Origin of the sequence: Mesorhizobium sp. BH1-1-4 (genome assembly GCF_020165665.1) — a bacterium.
Taxonomy (GTDB): Bacteria; Pseudomonadota; Alphaproteobacteria; order Rhizobiales; family Rhizobiaceae; genus Mesorhizobium.
The window spans coordinates 78949-94957 of the sequence record NZ_JAIUIN010000019.1; the positions used below are offsets into that span (position 1 = coordinate 78949).

The following is a 16009-nucleotide window of genomic DNA, read 5'->3' on the forward strand; positions in this document are numbered from 1 at the left end:
TGGCTCTCGCGGTTTGCTTCAAGACCTGGAAAACGAAACGCCCCCGGCCCTGTCAGGGTTCCCTCCGCGACCCGGGCGGCGGACCGGATGCCGGCCCGCCGCGCCGGTTCGTCAGCTGGCTTTCTTGGTGATCAGGGTCAGCGCGCCGTTCGGCTCCATGCTGGCCGCGACCACCTGAGCCGAGGTCATGCCCTTGGCCTGGAGGGCGGACTTAACCTTGGGCGTGGCGTCGATCGAACTGCGCAGTTTCTGCAGGCCGGCATCGCCACGCTGGGCGATCACCTGGTTGACCTGCGTCTGGGTGTCCTTCGGCAGCTCGCTGATGTCGATGACGTTGACGCTCTGGATTGCCGGCGCGGCTTGCTGACCGCCAGGGGCGGCCGGAGCGGGGGCAATCGGAGCGGGCTGTTGCGCGGGCTGCTGCTGGGCACTGGCGGCGCCCGCCAGCATCAGGCTGGCGGCGGCTGCAAGAACTATCGTTTTGCGCATGGATTTTCCTTCCATCGATTGGGCAAACGGTCGTTGGGGGGTGACCTGTCAACCTCAACCGCGAAATGGGTCCGGAAGGTGTCGTCCAGCGGGTCATTGCGTGACCATTGGACGGCGGCAATGTGCAGCCCGGCTTCACCAACACCGCATTTCGGGAGCAATCGCTGATGGCCAGACTAACCCGTGCCGCTTACGCCCAGATGTACGGCCCGACGGTCGGCGACAGAGTACGGCTCGCCGACACCGAACTCTTCATCGAGGTCGAAAAGGATTTCACCATCCACGGTGAGGAGGTGAAATTCGGCGGCGGCAAGGTCATTCGCGACGGCATGGGCCAGAGCCAGGTCTCCCGCGCTGGCGGCGCGGTCGACACCGTCATCACCAACGCGCTGGTCATCGATGCCAGCGCCGGCATCTTCAAGGCCGATATCGGCCTCGGGGACGGCCGCATCGCGGCAATCGGCAAGGCCGGCAACCCGGACACACAGGATGGCGTCACCATCATCATCGGCCCCGGCACCGAGATCATCGCCGGCGAAGGCAAGATCCTTACCGCGGGCGGCTTCGACGCGCATATCCATTTCATCTGCCCGCAGCAGATCGAGGAGGCGCTGATGTCGGGCATCACCACCATGCTCGGCGGCGGCACCGGCCCGGCGCATGGCACGCTGGCCACCACCTGCACGCCGGGGCCATGGCACATGGCGCGCATGATCCAGTCCTTCGACGCCTTCCCGATGAACATCGGCCTGTCCGGCAAGGGCAATGCCTCGCTGCCGGCGGCGCTCGAGGAGATGGTTCTGGGCGGCGCCTGTTCGCTGAAGCTGCACGAGGATTGGGGTACCACGCCGGCGGCGATCGATTGCTGCCTGTCGGTCGCCGACGACCACGACGTGCAGGTGATGATCCACACCGATACGCTCAACGAATCCGGCTTCGTTGAGAACACGGTAGCGGCCATCAAGGGCCGCACCATCCATGCCTTCCACACCGAGGGGGCCGGCGGCGGCCACGCGCCCGACATCATCAAGGTCTGCGGCCTGCCCAACGTCATCCCTTCCTCGACCAACCCGACGCGGCCCTACACGGTCAACACGCTGGCCGAGCATCTCGACATGCTGATGGTCTGCCATCACCTGTCGCCGTCGATCCCCGAGGACATCGCCTTCGCCGAGAGCCGCATCCGCAAGGAGACCATCGCGGCGGAAGACATTTTGCACGACATCGGCGCCTTCTCGATCATCTCGTCCGACAGCCAGGCCATGGGCCGCGTCGGCGAGGTGGCGATCCGCACCTGGCAGACCGCCGACAAGATGAAGCGCCAGCGCGGCTCGCTGCCGCAGGAGACGGGCGACAACGACAATTTCCGCGTCCGCCGCTACATCGCCAAATACACCATCAATCCGGCGATCGCGCATGGCCTGTCGAAGGAGATCGGTTCGGTCGCGGTCGGCAAGCGCGCCGACCTGGTGCTGTGGAACCCGGCCTTCTTCGGCGTCAAGCCCGACATGGTGCTGATCGGCGGCATGATCGCCGCCGCCCCGATGGGCGATCCCAACGCCTCGATCCCGACGCCGCAGCCGATGCACTACAGGCCGATGTTCGGCGCTTATGGCAAAGCCCGGACCAACTCGTCCGTGACCTTCGTCTCGAAAGCCGCGCTGGAGTCAGGGCTGCATGGCCGGCTTGGCGTCGACAAGCAGTTCATGGCTGTCGAAAACACCCGCGGCGGCATCGGCAAGCATTCGATGGTGCTCAACGACGCCACGCCGCATGTCGAGGTCGATCCCGAAACCTACGAGGTGCGTGCCGACGGCGAATTGCTGACCTGCGAGCCTGCGACCGTGCTGCCGATGGCACAGCGGTATTTTCTGTTTTGACGCGAACAGTGATTGGCGGACGGCGATTGGCTTGGGGCCTAAAACGGCGCATTATGCGACCATGAACAAGGTCCAGATACAGCAGCGGCATAAGTCTACACCCATTGAGGCCGACTATGCTCAGTGGTGCGCCGAGCAGGGCGCGCTGCTGCGCCAAGGTCGTCTTTCCGACCTCGATCGCGAGAATCTTGCCGAGGAGATCGAGAGCTTGGGGCGGAGCGACAAGAGGGAGATTGCGAACCGACTTGGAACGCTGCTTTTGCATTTGCTGAAGTGGCAGTTCCAAGCAGAGCGACGCAAGGCAGGTTGGTTGCTCACCATTCGGGAGCAGCGGTATCAGATCAAGAAGCTCATAGATGAAAGCCCAAGCTTGAAGGCCTATCCTGGAAAGCAGCTTTCCAGCGAGTTCGAGTTTGCCAGGCTGAAAGCAATTGACGAAACGGGCATGCCTGGAAGGAATCTTCCTATCGATTGTCCTTATCAAATCGCCGACGTGCTCGATCAGGAATTTTTCCCTGGCGTCCCTTGGTTGCCGGATCAACTCATTCGCGACCAGGCATGGCCACCGAAATAGCCTCTCCCCACGACATCTTCCCGCATATCCGCATCGTCATGGGCATGGTGATCGGGCTTGGCGTCGCACGCCTGCTGTCGGGGGTGGCGCGCATCGTCCAGCATCCAGGCCAGTACCGGCTCTATCCCGTGCACCTGGCCTGGGTCGCCTCGGTGCTGTTGATGCTGGTGCATTTCTGGTGGTGGGAGTTCGGCCTCTACACCATCGAAACCTGGACCTTCGGCAAATACCTCTTCATCATCTTCTACGCCATCACGCTGTTCCTGCTCTGCGCGCTGCTGTTCCCGGATTCGATGCTCGATTACACCAGCTACGAGGATTATTTCTATTCGCGCCGAGGCTGGTTTTTCGGCCTGTTGGGCGCGACCTATCTGCTCGATGTCATCGACACGCTGTTGAAAGGGCCGGAGCATTTCGCCCGCTTCGGCAATGAATATCTGTTCCGAACGCCGATCTTCGTCGCGCTCTGCATCGCCGCGATCCTGGTGCGCGAACGCCGTTTCCACATCGCCTTCGTCACGGCGGCGCTGATCTATCAGATATCGTTCATCCTGCGGCTGTTCGACACCATCGTATGACCGCGCGGGATGGTCTAAAGTTCCCGCGAATGCAGGGTTCAACCATGTACAAGGCCGTCGGATCGCGCGGATCCCGGGTCAGCCGCGTCCTCTGGATGCTCGAGGAACTCGGGCAGCCCTATGAATTCGTCGAGGTCAAGTTCCGCTCGCCGGAAGCCTACGAACTCAACCCGTCGGGCAAGGTGCCGATCCTCATCGACGGTGAACTGACGGTGACGGATTCGGCGGCGATCTGCGTCTATCTCGCCGACAAACACGCCGACAGAGGCCTGGGCGCCAATCCGGGCCTCGCTGGCCGCGCCGAAATGGATTCCTGGATGCATTTTGCCCAGTCGGAGTTCGAAGCGCCGCTGTGGAACAAGCTGCGTCATCGTTTCCTCCTGCCCAGGGAAGTGCGGGTGGATGTCGGCCCCGCGGCAGCCTATGACTTCGCCACGGAAGTCAAGGCGCTGGATCGACGGCTCGGCGACAAGCCGTTCGCACTCGGAGACCGGTTTTCCGCTGTCGACGTGATGCTCGGCGACATGGGCGGTTGGGCCCGCGCCGGCCGCTTCCCGATCGAATCCGATCGCGTCAACGCCTATTTCGATCGCGTGCTTTCGCGCCCCGCCCGGGCGCGGGCACAGGCTAACGGAGGCTCCATGAAATGAAGCTCAATCTCAACACCGACTTCACCAAATTTCCGCGCGCCGTCTCGGTGCTGTCAGCCGGCACGGCCACGACCACCGCGCCATCGGGCCGTGCGGTTCTCGCCCATGACGAGCGGCATCTGCGCCGCCGCGCCATCGAACTTGCCGATGGCGGTAAGGTGCTGGTCGACCTGCCCGAGCCTGTTGCCCTGAACGATGGCGACCGGCTGGTGCTGGAGGATGGCGGCCAAATCGAGATCGTCGCGGCGCCCGAGGAGGTCTATGACATCCGCGCCCGCGACGCGGTGCATCTGACCGAAATCGCCTGGCATATCGGCAATCGCCATCTCGCCGCGAGCATCGAGGCGCACCGTATCCTCATCCTGCGCGACCACGTCATCAAGGCGATGCTGGAGGGGCTCGGCGCCACGGTGCGCGACGCCTTGGAGCCGTTCAAGCCGGTGCGCGGCGCCTATTCCGGCCATGGGGGAGGGCACGACCACGGCCATGCCCACAGCCATGCTGAAGCCCATTCCCACGCGCACGGCGAGTCGCACAGTCATTCCCATTCACATGATGACCACCACCACGACCATGACTGATCAGCCGTCCGGCATCGCCCTGCTGCGATTGATGGCGTGGCTGTCGCCGGCCTTTCCGGTTGGCGGCTTCTCCTACAGCCATGGCCTCGAGCGCGCCGTGCATGACGGGCTGGTGAGCGACGGCGGCAGCCTCGCGTCCTGGCTGGAGACGCTGGTCGAGATGGGATCGGGCTGGAACGATGCCGTGCTGTTCGCCGAGAGCTGGCGCCGCGCCCACGAAGGCGGCGATCTGGCCGAGGTCGCCGCGCTGGCGGAGGCACTGGCCGGCTCGCGCGAACGCCACGCCGAGACCATGCTGCAGGGAGCGGCCTTCCTGAAAGCGGCCGGCGCCTGGCCCAATTCCGTGCTGGAGCGCTTGCCGGCCGAATGCGCCTATTGCATCGCTGTCGGCGCTGTCGCCGGCGGCAACGGCATTGCGCTACGGGACGCGCTGTCCGCCTTCCTGCAAGCCTTCTTCTCCAACCTCGTCCAGGCCGCGATCCGGCTCGGCGTCATCGGACAGAACGATGCGATCGCATTATTAGCCGGCTTTGAAGGACTGGCCATTGCGACCGCCGATCGCGCCGCGAGGTCCTCGCCCGACGACCTCGGCGGCTGCGCCTTCGTCTCCGACATCATCGCGATGAAACATGAAACACAGTATTCAAGATTGTTCCGTTCATGATCCTGCTCGCCTTCGTCCTCTCCTTCGTCCTGCTGCTGATCACGGCGCTGCATGTCTATTGGGGCATCGGCGGCATCTGGCCGGGCAGCGACGCGGCGTCCTGCGCCCATGCCGTCGTCGGCTTTCGCGGCGTCGACGAAATGCCGACGCCATCAGCCAGTTTCGCCGTTGCCGCTTGCCTTGGCCTGGCAACGCTGTGGCCTCTCGCCCTCATCGGGTTCTTTGCCTCGCCCTTTCCAAGGGAGGGGCTTGCCGCCACGGCCATGCTGATCGGCCTGGTGTTCCTGGGACGCGGCATTGCCGGGTTCACGCCCTGGTGGCGACGGCTGGCGCCGCAACAGCCTTTCGCCCGGCTCGATACCAGTCTCTATTCGCCGCTGTGCCTGTTGATCGGGCTCGGCTTCGCGGTCCTCGCCATCATGGAGTTTCCGGCATGACACAACCCAACGGTCCTCTTCGCATCGGCATTGGCGGCCCCGTCGGCTCCGGCAAGACGACGCTCACCGAAAAACTCTGCAAGGCGCTGCGTGACGAGTTTTCCATCGCCGTCGTCACCAACGACATCTACACCAGGGAGGACGCGATGATGCTGGCCCGGCTGCAGGCGCTGCCGGAGGACCGCATCGTCGGCGTCGAGACGGGCGGCTGCCCGCACACCGCCATCCGCGAGGACGCCTCGATCAATTTGCAGGCCATCGCTGAGCTGAACCGCAAATTCCCTGATCTCGACATCATCTTCATCGAATCCGGCGGCGACAATCTGGCCGCCACCTTCTCGCCGGACCTTGCCGATCTCACGCTCTACGTCATCTCCGTCTGCCAGGGCGAGGAGATCCCGAGGAAGGGCGGCCCGGCGATCACCCGCTCCGATTTCCTCGTCATCAACAAGAGCGACCTGGCGCCCTATGTGAACGTCAATCTCGATGTCATGGAGAGCGACGCCGGCCGCATGCGCGGCAAGCGTCCGTTCGGCTTCACCGATCTTTCGCGCGGCAAGGGCCTGCGGGAGGTCATCGATTTCATCGTCGAGCGTGGCGGGCTGCGAACCATTGGCGCCGCGAGCACGGCGGCATAGCTGGTCTCCTGCACCAAGCGAAAGCGGTTGCGGGCACCAGCGCGGCGCGGCATTCTTGCCGAAACCGGAGGATTTCTTACGATGAGCATTGCCCGCCTGCAGAAGGAAACGCTGACCAACCTGCCCTTCTACCAAGAGCGCGTCGATCTCGCCTGCGCCTTCCGTTGGACGGCGCGGCTCAACATGCACGAAGCGGTGGCCAACCATTTCTCGCTGGCCGTCAACGAGGACGGCACAAGGTTCCTGATGAACCCGAACCAGGTGCATTTCTCGCGCATCAAGGCGAGCGACCTGATCGAAATCGACGCCAACGACCCCGAAACGCTTTCCGGGCCGAATGCGCCCGACCCGACGGCATGGGGCCTGCATGGCGCCATCCATCGCAATGTGCCGCACGCGCGCTGCGTCATGCACGTCCACTCGATCCACGCCACCGTGCTGGCCTCGCTCGCCGACTCGACGCTGCCGCCGATCGACCAGAATTCGGCGATGTTCTTCAATCGTCACGTGGTCGACGCCCATTATGGCGGACTGGCCTTCGAGGAGGAGGGCGAGCGCTGCTCACAGCTTCTCACCGACCCCAAGGTCAAGGTGATGGTGATGGGCAACCATGGCGTGCTGGTCATCGGCGACACCGTCGCCGACGCCTTCAACCGCATGTTCTATTTCGAGCGCGCCGCCGAAACCTACATCAAGGCGCTGTGGACCGGCCGGCCGCTGCGGACGCTCTCCGACGCCATCGCCGAGAAGGCGGCGAGCGAGATGGACGACTATCCCGGCCAGGCTGAACGCCATCTCGCCGAGCTGAAGGCGATCCTCGACGAGCAGGAGCCGGTGTACAGGAACTGATACCGGACTCTTCCCTCTCGCCGTTTACGCTACGCCATGTACATATCTTCTGTGACTTGCGTGACTAATCGGCGCGACGCTTGATTGCCACGTGGTTCCCCCAATCCGTCGCTGCTTCGCAGCGCCACCTTTCCCCCCTCCGGAGGGAAAGGAAGGGAGTCTTACTTGACAAGCGTTAACGGCAAAGTCCTGGCGCTTTCCTCTACCCCGTCGATCGGGGGGTCCGAAGGACGGGCGAGACCCGTGGCTCGCCCCGGCAAGGTGGCTCGGCGAAGCTCGACGGAGTGGGGGTCGACCAGCGCGGCAGACGCCCTGTTTAGCTCAACCCCAATTCTCTGCGCAATTCCTCGGCGCTGTTGATGACGACGGCGCCGGGCGGTCCTTCCATCGGCGCTTCCGGCCAGAAGATGGTCTTCATTCCCGCCGCCAGCCCCGCCATGGCGCCCGGCCAGCTGTCGTCGACCGCCACGGCGTACGCGGGATCGACATCGGCCAGATAGGCGGCGCGCAGGAAAGGCTCGGCATGCGGCTTGCCTTCGCGCACGTCGTTGCGGCTGATCGTCTTCATGCCGGGATAGGTGAGACCGACCATGCGCAGATTGGCGTCGACGATCATCCGGTCCGAGTTGGAGACCACCGCCTGCTGCACGCCGAGCGCGCGCAATTCATTGAAGACCTCGATCGCGCCCGGGCGTGGCTTCAGCCCTTCGACCAGCGGCATGTAATGCTCATACTTATGAACGATCCACTCGTCGAAGGGCAGTTGCAGCCCGAACTCGTCGCGCATCATTTCGTAGACCGGCCAGGCGGCAACGCCCAGCACGCGCTCATGCAGGTCGTCGGGCGGCGTCAGGCCGACATTGCGCATCGCCGCGATGAGGGCCGCCTCGTGCAGCGGTTCGCTGTCGACCAGCGTGCCGTCCATGTCCCAGAAAACCGCCTTCGGTGTCATGCAGCGCTCCTTTTTGCGATCCCTTAAAGGGTTTGCGCCGGGAGATAAACCTTTGACGGCGATAGAACATGGCCGCTGACGGAAAGGGAACCCCGTCGCGCTTGCTCCGAACAGATGTTGGCGGAGAATTTTCATTGTGTGCAGGGCAAGCATTTGCTCCTGAGATTGACAATTGCGCAGTCGGTCATTCCCTGCGAAACTGATAGGGACCGCCTGATCGGCGGGTTTCGGGGAGGCAGCACGTGAATACCCGGCAGGATGGCGGCAGCAACAGGCTGGACGACGCGGCGCGCGCCGGATGGCTCTATTATGTTGCCGGCAACACACAGGACCAGATCGCCGCCACGCTCGGCATCTCACGCCAGACGGCGCAGCGGCTGGTGTCGCTGGCGGTGTCGGAAGGCCTGATCAAGGTCCGCGTCGATCATCCGATCGCCAATTGCCTGGACCTCGCGGCGCGGCTGAAATCGCGCTTCGCGCTCGACCTTGTCGAGGTGGTGCCGAGCGATCCCAATTCATCCTCCACCACCATCGGTATCGCCGAAGCCGCCGCCGCCGAGATCGAACGGCGGCTGCGATCGCCGACACCAATCGTCATGGGCATCGGCACCGGGCGCACGCTGAAAGCGGCGATCGAACAGCTGCCGCCGATGGAATGTCCGCAGCATAAGGTGGTGTCCTTGACCGGCAACATCTCGCCGGACGGTTCGGCCGCCTTCTACAACGTCATCTTCACCATGGCCGACAGGGTCAAGGCGCGGTCCTTCCCGATGCCGCTGCCGGTCATCGCCTCCTCACCGCAGGAGCGCGAAATGCTGCTCAACCAGCCGATGATCCAGCCGACGCTGGCGCTTGCGGCGGAAGCCGACGTCACCTTCATCGGCATCGGCGACCTCGGCCCGAAGGCGCCGCTCTACGAGGACGGCTTCATTTCCGAAAGCGAACTGAAAGCGCTGCAGAAGGCGGGTGGCGTCGCAGAAATCGTCGGCTGGGTGTTCGATCGCGAGGGCCGCATGATCGAAGGCATCACCAACGATCGGGTGTCGTCGGCGGCGCTGCCGTCGCGCGAGAAGTCCCTGGTCATCGCGCTCGCCATGGGCGAGCGCAAGCTGCCCGGCATCCTGGCCGCCGTGAACCGCCGGCTGGTCAACGGGCTCATCACCGACGAGCGCACGGCCGCCGCCCTGCTGGGCGGCATCTGACTGTTTTGCGATAAAGCCACCAAGGCTATTGGTGACGGCCGAAAGGGTCGTTGCCATCGAGGAAACCGAGGTCGCGCTGCAGATGCGGCGACAGGTCCCTGATATCGAGATGCGCCTTTTTCCTGGTCCCGAACCAGCCGAAACCGTCCACAAGCCACGAAATCCAGCGATGATCGGGGGCGGGAGTGCATTTTTGCTGCGTCATGGTCATGATCGTCAACCTTCGCTATCCTGAGACCCGAATGACGGGTTGAGGATGAATGTCGGCCTTGCCGGCCGCCTTTGCCAATCGAACGTCGATAACGACCCATAAGGACGCCTTATGCCTGACCTCAGCACGTCGCAGGTTTCGCAGCTGCCTCCATTGCAGGCGATCCGGGTGTTCGAGGCGGTGGCCCGGCATCTTTCCTTCACCAAGGCTGCCGGCGAACTCGCCATGACGCAGGCAGCGGTCAGCTATCAGATCAAGGTGCTGGAGGAGCGCGTCGGCGCGCCGTTGTTCCTGCGCCGGCCGCGGCAGATCGAACTGACCGAAGCGGGCCAGCGACTGGCGCCGGCGGTCAGCGAGGCCTTTGCCATCCTCAGCCAGGCCTATGCCGCCGCGCGCGGCGGCGCGGACGGGCTGCTATGTGTCACCACGGTGCTGACCTTCGCCTCGAATTGGCTGGCGCATCATCTGGGCGCGTTCCAGATCGCGCATCCCGCGCTTGCCGTGCGGCTCGAAACGTCGAGCCGGCTGACGGATTTCGCCCGCGAGGACGTCGACCTCGCCATCCGCTCGGGCGGCGGCAAATGGCCGGGGCTGGAAGCCCATAAGCTGCTGGATGCCGATTTCACCCCGATGCTGAGCCCGAAGCTTGCGGCAAGCATCGGCGGCATCAACGAACCGGCCGATCTGCTCAAGCTGCCGATCCTCGATCCCAGCGATATCTGGTGGACGCAATGGTTCGAGGCCGCCGGCGTGCACAGCCATGACCTTGCCAAGCGGCCGGGCAGCAGCATGGGCGCGCAAGCCTATGAAGCCAACGCGGCCATATCGGGCCATGGCGTGGCGATCCTGACCCGGGCTCTGTTCAAGGCCGAACTCGCCGACGGTCGCCTGGTCCAGCCATTCGACCTGGTCGGCGACGACGGCCACGCCTATTGGCTGGTCTATCCGGAAGCCCGCCGCAACGTGCCCAAGATCCGCGCCTTCCGCGATTGGCTGCTGGCCGAGATCGCCTGCTGACCGGTCCGTCGCGCCCGCTTCAATACTGGACTCCTTGCTGTCCCGTTGCCTGATGTCCGGCGCGCGCGGCTCGCCGCCTCCATTTTCATCCGTCGGTTGTCCATCGGCAAAGCCCGCTGCTGCGCTGCAGCATCGAATCCGGCTTGACATAATTCACACTTAGTGAGTAATTGCCCACAGCCAAGGCAAATGCTCATCTTGGTCCATGGGAGGAATTTGATGAAACTTCGTACGCTCATCCTGGGCTTGTGCTCGGCCAGCGCGCTGGCGTTCGCCGCACATGCCGAATCCATCACCATCGCCACCGTCAACAATGGCGATATGGTCCGCATGCAGAAGCTGACCGACGACTTCACCAAGGCCAACCCCGATATCCAGCTCAACTGGGTCACGCTCGAAGAGAACGTGCTGCGCGAGCGCGTCACCACCGACATCGCCACCAAGGGTGGCCAGTATGACGTGATGACCATCGGCACCTACGAGGTTCCGATCTGGGCCAAGCAGAGCTGGCTCCTGCCGCTCGACAAGCTCGGCGACGACTACGACGCCAAGGACATCATCCCGGCCATCGCTGGCGGCCTCTCGGTCGACGGCAAGCTCTACGCCGCGCCCTTCTACGGCGAGAGCTCCTTCGTCATGTACCGCAAGGACCTGATGGAGAAGGCCGGCCTCAAGATGCCCGACGCGCCGACCTGGGACTTCATCAAGCAGGCCGCCGACAAGATGACCGACCGCGCCAATGGCGTGAACGGCGTCTGCCTGCGCGGCAAGGCCGGCTGGGGCGAGAACATGGCCTTCCTGACCGCCATGTCGAATTCGTTCGGCGCCCGCTGGTTCGACGAGAACTGGAAGCCGCAGTTCGACCAGCCGGAATGGAAGAAGACGCTGCAGTTCTATGTCGACCTGATGAAGGCCGACGGTCCGGAAGGCGCTTCGTCCAACGGCTTCAACGAGAACCTGGCGCTGTTCCAGCAGGGCAAGTGCGGCATGTGGATCGACGCCACCGTCGCCGCTTCCTTCGTCTCAGATCCGAAGAACTCCACCGTCGCCGACAAGGTCGGCTATGCCTTGGCGCCCGACAACGGCCTGGGCAAGCGCGGCAACTGGCTGTGGGCGTGGTCGCTGGCGATCCCCGCCGGTACGCAGAAGGCCGATGCAGCCGAGAAGTTCGTCTCCTGGGCGACCAGCAAGCATTACGCTGAGCTCGTCGCGTCGAAGGAAGGCTGGGCCAACGTACCTCCGGGCACCCGCTCCTCGCTTTATGCGAACGCCGAGTACCAGAAGGCGGCTCCGTTCGCCAAGATGACGCTGGACTCCATCAACGCCGCCGACCCGACGCATCCGACCGTCAAGCCGGTGCCTTATGTCGGCGTGCAGTTCGTCGCCATCCCTGAGTTCCAGGGCCTCGGCACCACCGTCGGCCAGTTGTTCTCGGCGGCCCTTGCCGGCCAGTCGAGCGTCGACGACGCACTGAAGCAGGCCCAGGACGCCGCGACCGCGGCGATGACCGAGGGCGGCTACATCAAGTAGGCTCCTCCCGGTGCCGAATGCCGGTCACCTCCTCGACCGGCAACGGCCGCCCGAAACCCAGTTCGGGCGGCCGCCTTTCCAACGCCTGTGAAAATTCAGTCTGATCCTTGAAGGGTGACCGTCATGGCTACTCAGCAGACCCGTTCGCTTGCCCGTTTCATGATGGCGCCTTCCGTGGTGCTGCTGTTCGTCTGGATGATCGTGCCGCTGGCGCTCACGCTGTGGTTCTCCTTCCAGCAGTACAATCCGCTCAACCCCGTCCGCGATGGCTTCGTTGGCCTCTCGAACTACGCGTTGTTCTATTCCAACCCTGCCTTCCTGCAGTCGATCCTCAACACGCTTGTCCTGGTGGTCAGCGTGCTTCTGATCACGGTAATCGGCGGCATCCTGCTGGCGCTGCTCATCGACCAGCCGATGTGGGGTCAGGGGATCGTGCGCATCCTCGTCATCTCGCCGTTCTTCGTCATGCCGCCGGTCGCCGCACTGGTCTGGAAGAACATGATCATGCACCCGCAATATGGTGTCTTCGCGGATATAGCGCGCTTCTTCGGGGCCCAGCCGATCGACTGGTTCGGGCAGCATCCGATGACGGCGATCATCATCATCGTCGCCTGGCAGTGGCTGCCTTTCGCGACACTGATCCTGCTCACCGCGCTGCAGTCTCTCGACGGCGAGCAGAAGGAAGCCGCCGAGATGGACGGCGCCGGCTTCATCAGCCGCTTCATCTACCTGACGCTGCCGCACATGTCGCGCGCCATCACCGTGGTCATCCTGATCCAGACGATCTTCCTGCTCTCGGTCTATGCCGAGATCCTGGTGACCACCAATGGCGGCCCCGGCTACGCCTCCACCAACCTGCCCTTCCTCGTCTACCAGAAGGCGTTGCTGGAGTTCAAAATCGGCCAGGCATCCGCCGGTGGCGTGATCGCCGTCATTCTCGCCAACATCGTCGCCTTCTTCGCCATGCGCGCCGTCGGCAAGAACCTGGACAAGTAAGGGAGGTCAAGATGGCACGCTCAGTCACCACCCAGCACAAGACAATCGCGACAATTGCCGCCTGGATCGTCGCGCTGCTGATCTTCTTCCCGATCCTCTATACGATCATCACCTCCTTCAAGTCGGAGCAGGAGGCGATCCAGGGCTTCAACCTGATCCCGTCGGGAACCTTCGAAAGCTATGCCGAGGTCCAGGCGCAGAGCGGCTACTTCAAGTTCTTCCTGAACTCGGTGCTGCTGTCGGTCGGTTCGACCATCCTGGCCCTGCTGGTCGCCATCCCGGCGGCATGGTCGATGGCATTCTCGCCGACCAAGCGGACCAAGGACATCCTGATGTGGATGCTGTCCACCAAGATGATGCCGGCGGTTGCCGTGCTGTTCCCGATTTACCTGATCTTCCGCGACGCCGGCCTGCTCGACTCGCGCATCGGCCTGATGGTCATGCTGATGCTGATCAACCTGCCGATCGTGGTGTGGATGCTCTACACCTACTTCCGCGAAATCCCCGGCGAGATCCTCGAAGCGGCGCGCATGGACGGCGCATCGCTGTGGAACGAGATCATTTATGTGCTGACGCCCATGGCGGTGCCGGGCATCGCCTCGACCATGCTCTTGAACATCATCCTGGCCTGGAACGAGGCGTTCTGGACGATCCGGCTGACGACCACGGACGCCGCGCCGCTCACCGCCTTCATCAGCTCCTTCTCCAGCCCGCAAGGCCTGTTCTGGGCCAAGCTTTCGGCGGCCTCGACGCTGGCCATCGCGCCGATCCTGATCATGGGTTGGTTCAGCCAGAAGCAGCTGGTGCGCGGCCTGACCTTTGGCGCGGTGAAGTAAGACGTTTGCCTGAAGCAATCGGCGAAAAAGAACCCTCGGGGAGGAAACCATGGGAAACATCACGCTCAAGAACGTCTCCAAATCCTTTGGATCGACGTCCATCATCCCCGGCCTCGACCTGGTGATCGAGAATGGCGAGTTCGTCGTCTTCGTCGGCCCGTCGGGCTGCGGCAAGTCCACGCTGCTCAGGCTCATCGCCGGGCTGGAGGACACCAGCGGCGGCAGCATCAACATCGATGGCCGTGACGTCACCGGCGAGGCGCCGGCCAAGCGCAAGCTCGCCATGGTGTTCCAGTCCTACGCGCTCTACCCGCATATGACGGTAGCCAAGAACATCGGCTTCCCGCTGAAGATGGCCGGCGAAGACAAGGCCACCATCGACAGGAAGGTGGGAGACGCGGCGCGCGTCTTGAACCTCACCAATTACCTCGAACGCCGTCCCGGCCAGCTTTCCGGCGGCCAGCGCCAGCGCGTCGCCATCGGTCGCGCCATTGTGCGTCAGCCGACCGCTTTCCTGTTCGACGAGCCGCTGTCCAACCTCGATGCCGCACTGCGCGGCACGATGCGGCTCGAGATCAGCGAGCTGCACCATCAACTGAAGACGACCATGATCTACGTCACCCACGACCAGGTCGAAGCCATGACCATGGCCGACAAGATCGTCGTCTTGAACGCCGGCAATATCGAGCAGGTCGGCTCGCCCATGGAGCTCTACAAGACGCCGAAGAACCTGTTCGTCGCCGGCTTCATCGGGTCGCCGAAGATGAACCTGATCGAGGGCGCGCCCGCGGCCAAATACGGCGCCAAGACCATCGGCATCCGGCCCGAGCATATGCAGATCTCGACCACGGCGGGAGAATGGAAGGCCACTGTAGGCGTGGCCGAGCATCTCGGCTCCGACACCTTCCTGCACGTCCAGGCCGATGGCGTCGGTCCGCTGACGGTGCGAGCCGACGGCGAACTCAGCGTCCATCACGGCGACAGCATTTATCTCACCCCCGACAAGGCCAAGCTGCATCGCTTCGGCCCCGACGGAAAAGCGATGGCCCAGTGAGGGATGGGACAGTGAGGCTGAAAGGCAAATCGGCGCTGATCACCGGATCGGCACGCGGCATCGGCAGGGCCTTCGCCGAAGCCTATGTGCGCGAAGGCGCCACCGTGGCGATTGCCGATATCAACCTGGAGGCGGCGCGAAAGACGGTGGCCGAAATCGGCGACAAGGCCTATGCGCTGAAGCTTGACGTCACCGACCAGGCCTCCATCGACGCGGCGGTGAAGGCGGTGGAGGACAAGACCGGCGGCCTCGACATCCTGATCAACAACGCCGCGCTGTTCGACCTGGCGCCGATCGTGGAGATATCCCGGGCGAGCTACGAAAAACTGTTTTCCGTCAATGTCGCCGGCACGCTGTTCATGCTGCAGGCCGCCGCCCGCTCGATGATCGCGCGGGGCAAGGGCGGCAGGATCATCAACATGGCGAGCCAGGCCGGGCGTCGCGGCGAACCCCTGGTCGCGGTCTATTGCGCCACCAAGGCCGCGGTCATCTCGCTCACCCAATCGGCCGGACTCGACCTGATCAAGCACCGTATCAACGTCAACGGCATCGCGCCGGGCGTCGTCGACAGCGACATGTGGGACGAGGTCGACGCCCTGTTCGCCAAATACGAGAACCGGCCGAAGGGCGAGAAGAAGCGGCTGGTCGGCGAGGGCGTGCCGTATGGCCGCATGGGCAAGCCGCAAGATCTCGCCGGCATGGCCGTGTTCCTCGCCAGCGACGAGGCCGAATACATCGTCGCCCAGACCTACAATGTCGATGGCGGCCAATGGATGAGTTGAAAAGGATGGGTTGAGGGCGAAGGCGCTTCTCTTTTTTCCTCCGGAGAAGGCGCCGCGGGGGCGGGTGAGGGGCCGCATGCTGGAACATC

General features: G+C 63.8%; 19 protein-coding genes. 16 read left to right on the forward strand and 3 right to left on the reverse strand.

Annotated elements, in window-relative coordinates; translation table 11 throughout:
- Positions 1-111 precede the first annotated feature (111 nt).
- Complete coding sequence (locus LB569_RS24880) at positions 112-489, reverse strand: hypothetical protein (protein WP_224694464.1); 378 nt, start codon at positions 487-489, stop codon at positions 112-114.
- Positions 490-656: 167 nt separating this feature from the next.
- On the opposite strand from LB569_RS24880, the gene ureC reads away from it, so the two are divergent.
- From ureC to LB569_RS24925, 9 genes are all read left to right on the forward strand, one after another.
- On the forward strand, positions 657-2369 hold the full coding sequence (ureC, locus tag LB569_RS24885; RefSeq protein ID WP_411970253.1) for an urease subunit alpha: 1713 nt from the start codon (positions 657-659) through the stop codon (positions 2367-2369).
- A gap of 61 nt (positions 2370-2430) precedes the next feature.
- Complete coding sequence (locus LB569_RS24890) at positions 2431-2943, forward strand: DUF29 domain-containing protein (RefSeq protein ID WP_224694465.1); 513 nt, start codon at positions 2431-2433, stop codon at positions 2941-2943.
- Positions 2928-3521 carry a hypothetical protein gene (locus LB569_RS24895; RefSeq protein ID WP_140703148.1) on the forward strand — a complete coding sequence of 198 codons (594 nt, stop codon included), beginning with the start codon at positions 2928-2930 and terminating at the stop codon, positions 3519-3521. Before LB569_RS24890 ends, LB569_RS24895 begins: the two co-directional genes overlap by 16 nt.
- A gap of 44 nt (positions 3522-3565) precedes the next feature.
- A complete protein-coding gene (locus tag LB569_RS24900; RefSeq protein ID WP_224694466.1) occupies positions 3566-4171 on the forward strand; it encodes a glutathione S-transferase family protein in 606 nt (201 codons plus the stop codon).
- The gene (ureE, locus tag LB569_RS24905) at positions 4168-4752 is read left to right on the forward strand and encodes an urease accessory protein UreE (RefSeq protein ID WP_224694467.1); all 585 of its coding nucleotides are present in this window, start codon (positions 4168-4170) and stop codon (positions 4750-4752) included. Before LB569_RS24900 ends, ureE begins: the two co-directional genes overlap by 4 nt.
- Positions 4727-5416 (forward strand): urease accessory protein UreF, encoded by a 690-nt coding sequence (locus LB569_RS24910; protein WP_224694496.1) that lies wholly within the window; start codon positions 4727-4729, stop codon positions 5414-5416. Before ureE ends, LB569_RS24910 begins: the two co-directional genes overlap by 26 nt.
- Positions 5413-5853 carry a DUF3995 domain-containing protein gene (locus LB569_RS24915; RefSeq protein WP_224542308.1) on the forward strand — a complete coding sequence of 147 codons (441 nt, stop codon included), beginning with the start codon at positions 5413-5415 and terminating at the stop codon, positions 5851-5853. The genes LB569_RS24910 and LB569_RS24915 overlap by 4 nt, the downstream gene beginning before the upstream one ends.
- A complete protein-coding gene (gene ureG, locus LB569_RS24920; protein ID WP_224694468.1) occupies positions 5850-6491 on the forward strand; it encodes an urease accessory protein UreG in 642 nt (213 codons plus the stop codon). The genes LB569_RS24915 and ureG overlap by 4 nt, the downstream gene beginning before the upstream one ends.
- Before the next feature lie 81 nt (positions 6492-6572).
- Entirely contained in the window at positions 6573-7340 is a 768-nt protein-coding gene (locus LB569_RS24925) for a class II aldolase and adducin N-terminal domain-containing protein (protein WP_224694469.1), read from the forward strand.
- A gap of 316 nt (positions 7341-7656) precedes the next feature.
- Here LB569_RS24925 and LB569_RS24930 read toward each other — a convergent pair whose 3' ends face one another.
- Positions 7657-8292 (reverse strand): HAD family hydrolase, encoded by a 636-nt coding sequence (locus LB569_RS24930; RefSeq protein ID WP_224694470.1) that lies wholly within the window; start codon positions 8290-8292, stop codon positions 7657-7659.
- A 242-nt stretch (positions 8293-8534) separates the two neighbouring features.
- Between LB569_RS24930 and LB569_RS24935 the strand changes: the two genes are divergently transcribed.
- Positions 8535-9494 (forward strand): sugar-binding transcriptional regulator, encoded by a 960-nt coding sequence (locus LB569_RS24935; protein ID WP_140703135.1) that lies wholly within the window; start codon positions 8535-8537, stop codon positions 9492-9494.
- A gap of 25 nt (positions 9495-9519) precedes the next feature.
- On the opposite strand, the gene LB569_RS24940 is transcribed toward LB569_RS24935, so the two are convergent.
- A complete protein-coding gene (locus LB569_RS24940) occupies positions 9520-9705 on the reverse strand; it encodes a hypothetical protein (protein WP_224694497.1) in 186 nt (61 codons plus the stop codon).
- Positions 9706-9816: 111 nt separating this feature from the next.
- Between LB569_RS24940 and gcvA the strand changes: the two genes are divergently transcribed.
- The 6 genes from gcvA (at position 9817) to LB569_RS24970 (ending at position 15920) form a co-directional block, all read left to right on the forward strand.
- On the forward strand, positions 9817-10722 hold the full coding sequence (gene gcvA, locus LB569_RS24945; protein WP_140703133.1) for a transcriptional regulator GcvA: 906 nt from the start codon (positions 9817-9819) through the stop codon (positions 10720-10722).
- A 219-nt stretch (positions 10723-10941) separates the two neighbouring features.
- The gene (locus tag LB569_RS24950) at positions 10942-12252 is read left to right on the forward strand and encodes an ABC transporter substrate-binding protein (RefSeq protein WP_127871260.1); all 1311 of its coding nucleotides are present in this window, start codon (positions 10942-10944) and stop codon (positions 12250-12252) included.
- Positions 12253-12375: 123 nt separating this feature from the next.
- On the forward strand, positions 12376-13248 hold the full coding sequence (locus LB569_RS24955; protein ID WP_224542313.1) for a carbohydrate ABC transporter permease: 873 nt from the start codon (positions 12376-12378) through the stop codon (positions 13246-13248).
- Positions 13249-13259: 11 nt separating this feature from the next.
- Positions 13260-14084, forward strand: coding sequence for a carbohydrate ABC transporter permease (locus LB569_RS24960; RefSeq protein WP_224542314.1), 825 nt, complete (start codon positions 13260-13262; stop codon positions 14082-14084).
- A gap of 49 nt (positions 14085-14133) precedes the next feature.
- A complete protein-coding gene (locus LB569_RS24965) occupies positions 14134-15138 on the forward strand; it encodes an ABC transporter ATP-binding protein (protein WP_224694471.1) in 1005 nt (334 codons plus the stop codon).
- A gap of 11 nt (positions 15139-15149) precedes the next feature.
- Positions 15150-15920, forward strand: coding sequence for an L-iditol 2-dehydrogenase (locus tag LB569_RS24970; RefSeq protein ID WP_224694472.1), 771 nt, complete (start codon positions 15150-15152; stop codon positions 15918-15920).
- The last annotated feature ends 89 nt before the right edge of the window (positions 15921-16009 follow it).

Coding starts and splice junctions, on each gene's coding strand:
- LB569_RS24880 (WP_224694464.1), bottom strand. CDS start 489: ATGCGCAAAACGATAGTTCTTGCAGCCGCCGCCAGCCTGATGCTGGCG.
- ureC (WP_411970253.1), top strand. CDS start 657: ATGGCCAGACTAACCCGTGCCGCTTACGCCCAGATGTACGGCCCGACG.
- LB569_RS24890 (WP_224694465.1), top strand. CDS start 2,431: ATGAACAAGGTCCAGATACAGCAGCGGCATAAGTCTACACCCATTGAG.
- LB569_RS24895 (WP_140703148.1), top strand. CDS start 2,928: ATGGCCACCGAAATAGCCTCTCCCCACGACATCTTCCCGCATATCCGC.
- LB569_RS24900 (WP_224694466.1), top strand. CDS start 3,566: ATGTACAAGGCCGTCGGATCGCGCGGATCCCGGGTCAGCCGCGTCCTC.
- ureE (WP_224694467.1), top strand. CDS start 4,168: ATGAAGCTCAATCTCAACACCGACTTCACCAAATTTCCGCGCGCCGTC.
- LB569_RS24910 (WP_224694496.1), top strand. CDS start 4,727: ATGACCACCACCACGACCATGACTGATCAGCCGTCCGGCATCGCCCTG.
- LB569_RS24915 (WP_224542308.1), top strand. CDS start 5,413: ATGATCCTGCTCGCCTTCGTCCTCTCCTTCGTCCTGCTGCTGATCACG.
- ureG (WP_224694468.1), top strand. CDS start 5,850: ATGACACAACCCAACGGTCCTCTTCGCATCGGCATTGGCGGCCCCGTC.
- LB569_RS24925 (WP_224694469.1), top strand. CDS start 6,573: ATGAGCATTGCCCGCCTGCAGAAGGAAACGCTGACCAACCTGCCCTTC.
- LB569_RS24930 (WP_224694470.1), bottom strand. CDS start 8,292: ATGACACCGAAGGCGGTTTTCTGGGACATGGACGGCACGCTGGTCGAC.
- LB569_RS24940 (WP_224694497.1), bottom strand. CDS start 9,705: ATGACCATGACGCAGCAAAAATGCACTCCCGCCCCCGATCATCGCTGG.
- gcvA (WP_140703133.1), top strand. CDS start 9,817: ATGCCTGACCTCAGCACGTCGCAGGTTTCGCAGCTGCCTCCATTGCAG.
- LB569_RS24950 (WP_127871260.1), top strand. CDS start 10,942: ATGAAACTTCGTACGCTCATCCTGGGCTTGTGCTCGGCCAGCGCGCTG.
- LB569_RS24955 (WP_224542313.1), top strand. CDS start 12,376: ATGGCTACTCAGCAGACCCGTTCGCTTGCCCGTTTCATGATGGCGCCT.
- LB569_RS24960 (WP_224542314.1), top strand. CDS start 13,260: ATGGCACGCTCAGTCACCACCCAGCACAAGACAATCGCGACAATTGCC.
- LB569_RS24965 (WP_224694471.1), top strand. CDS start 14,134: ATGGGAAACATCACGCTCAAGAACGTCTCCAAATCCTTTGGATCGACG.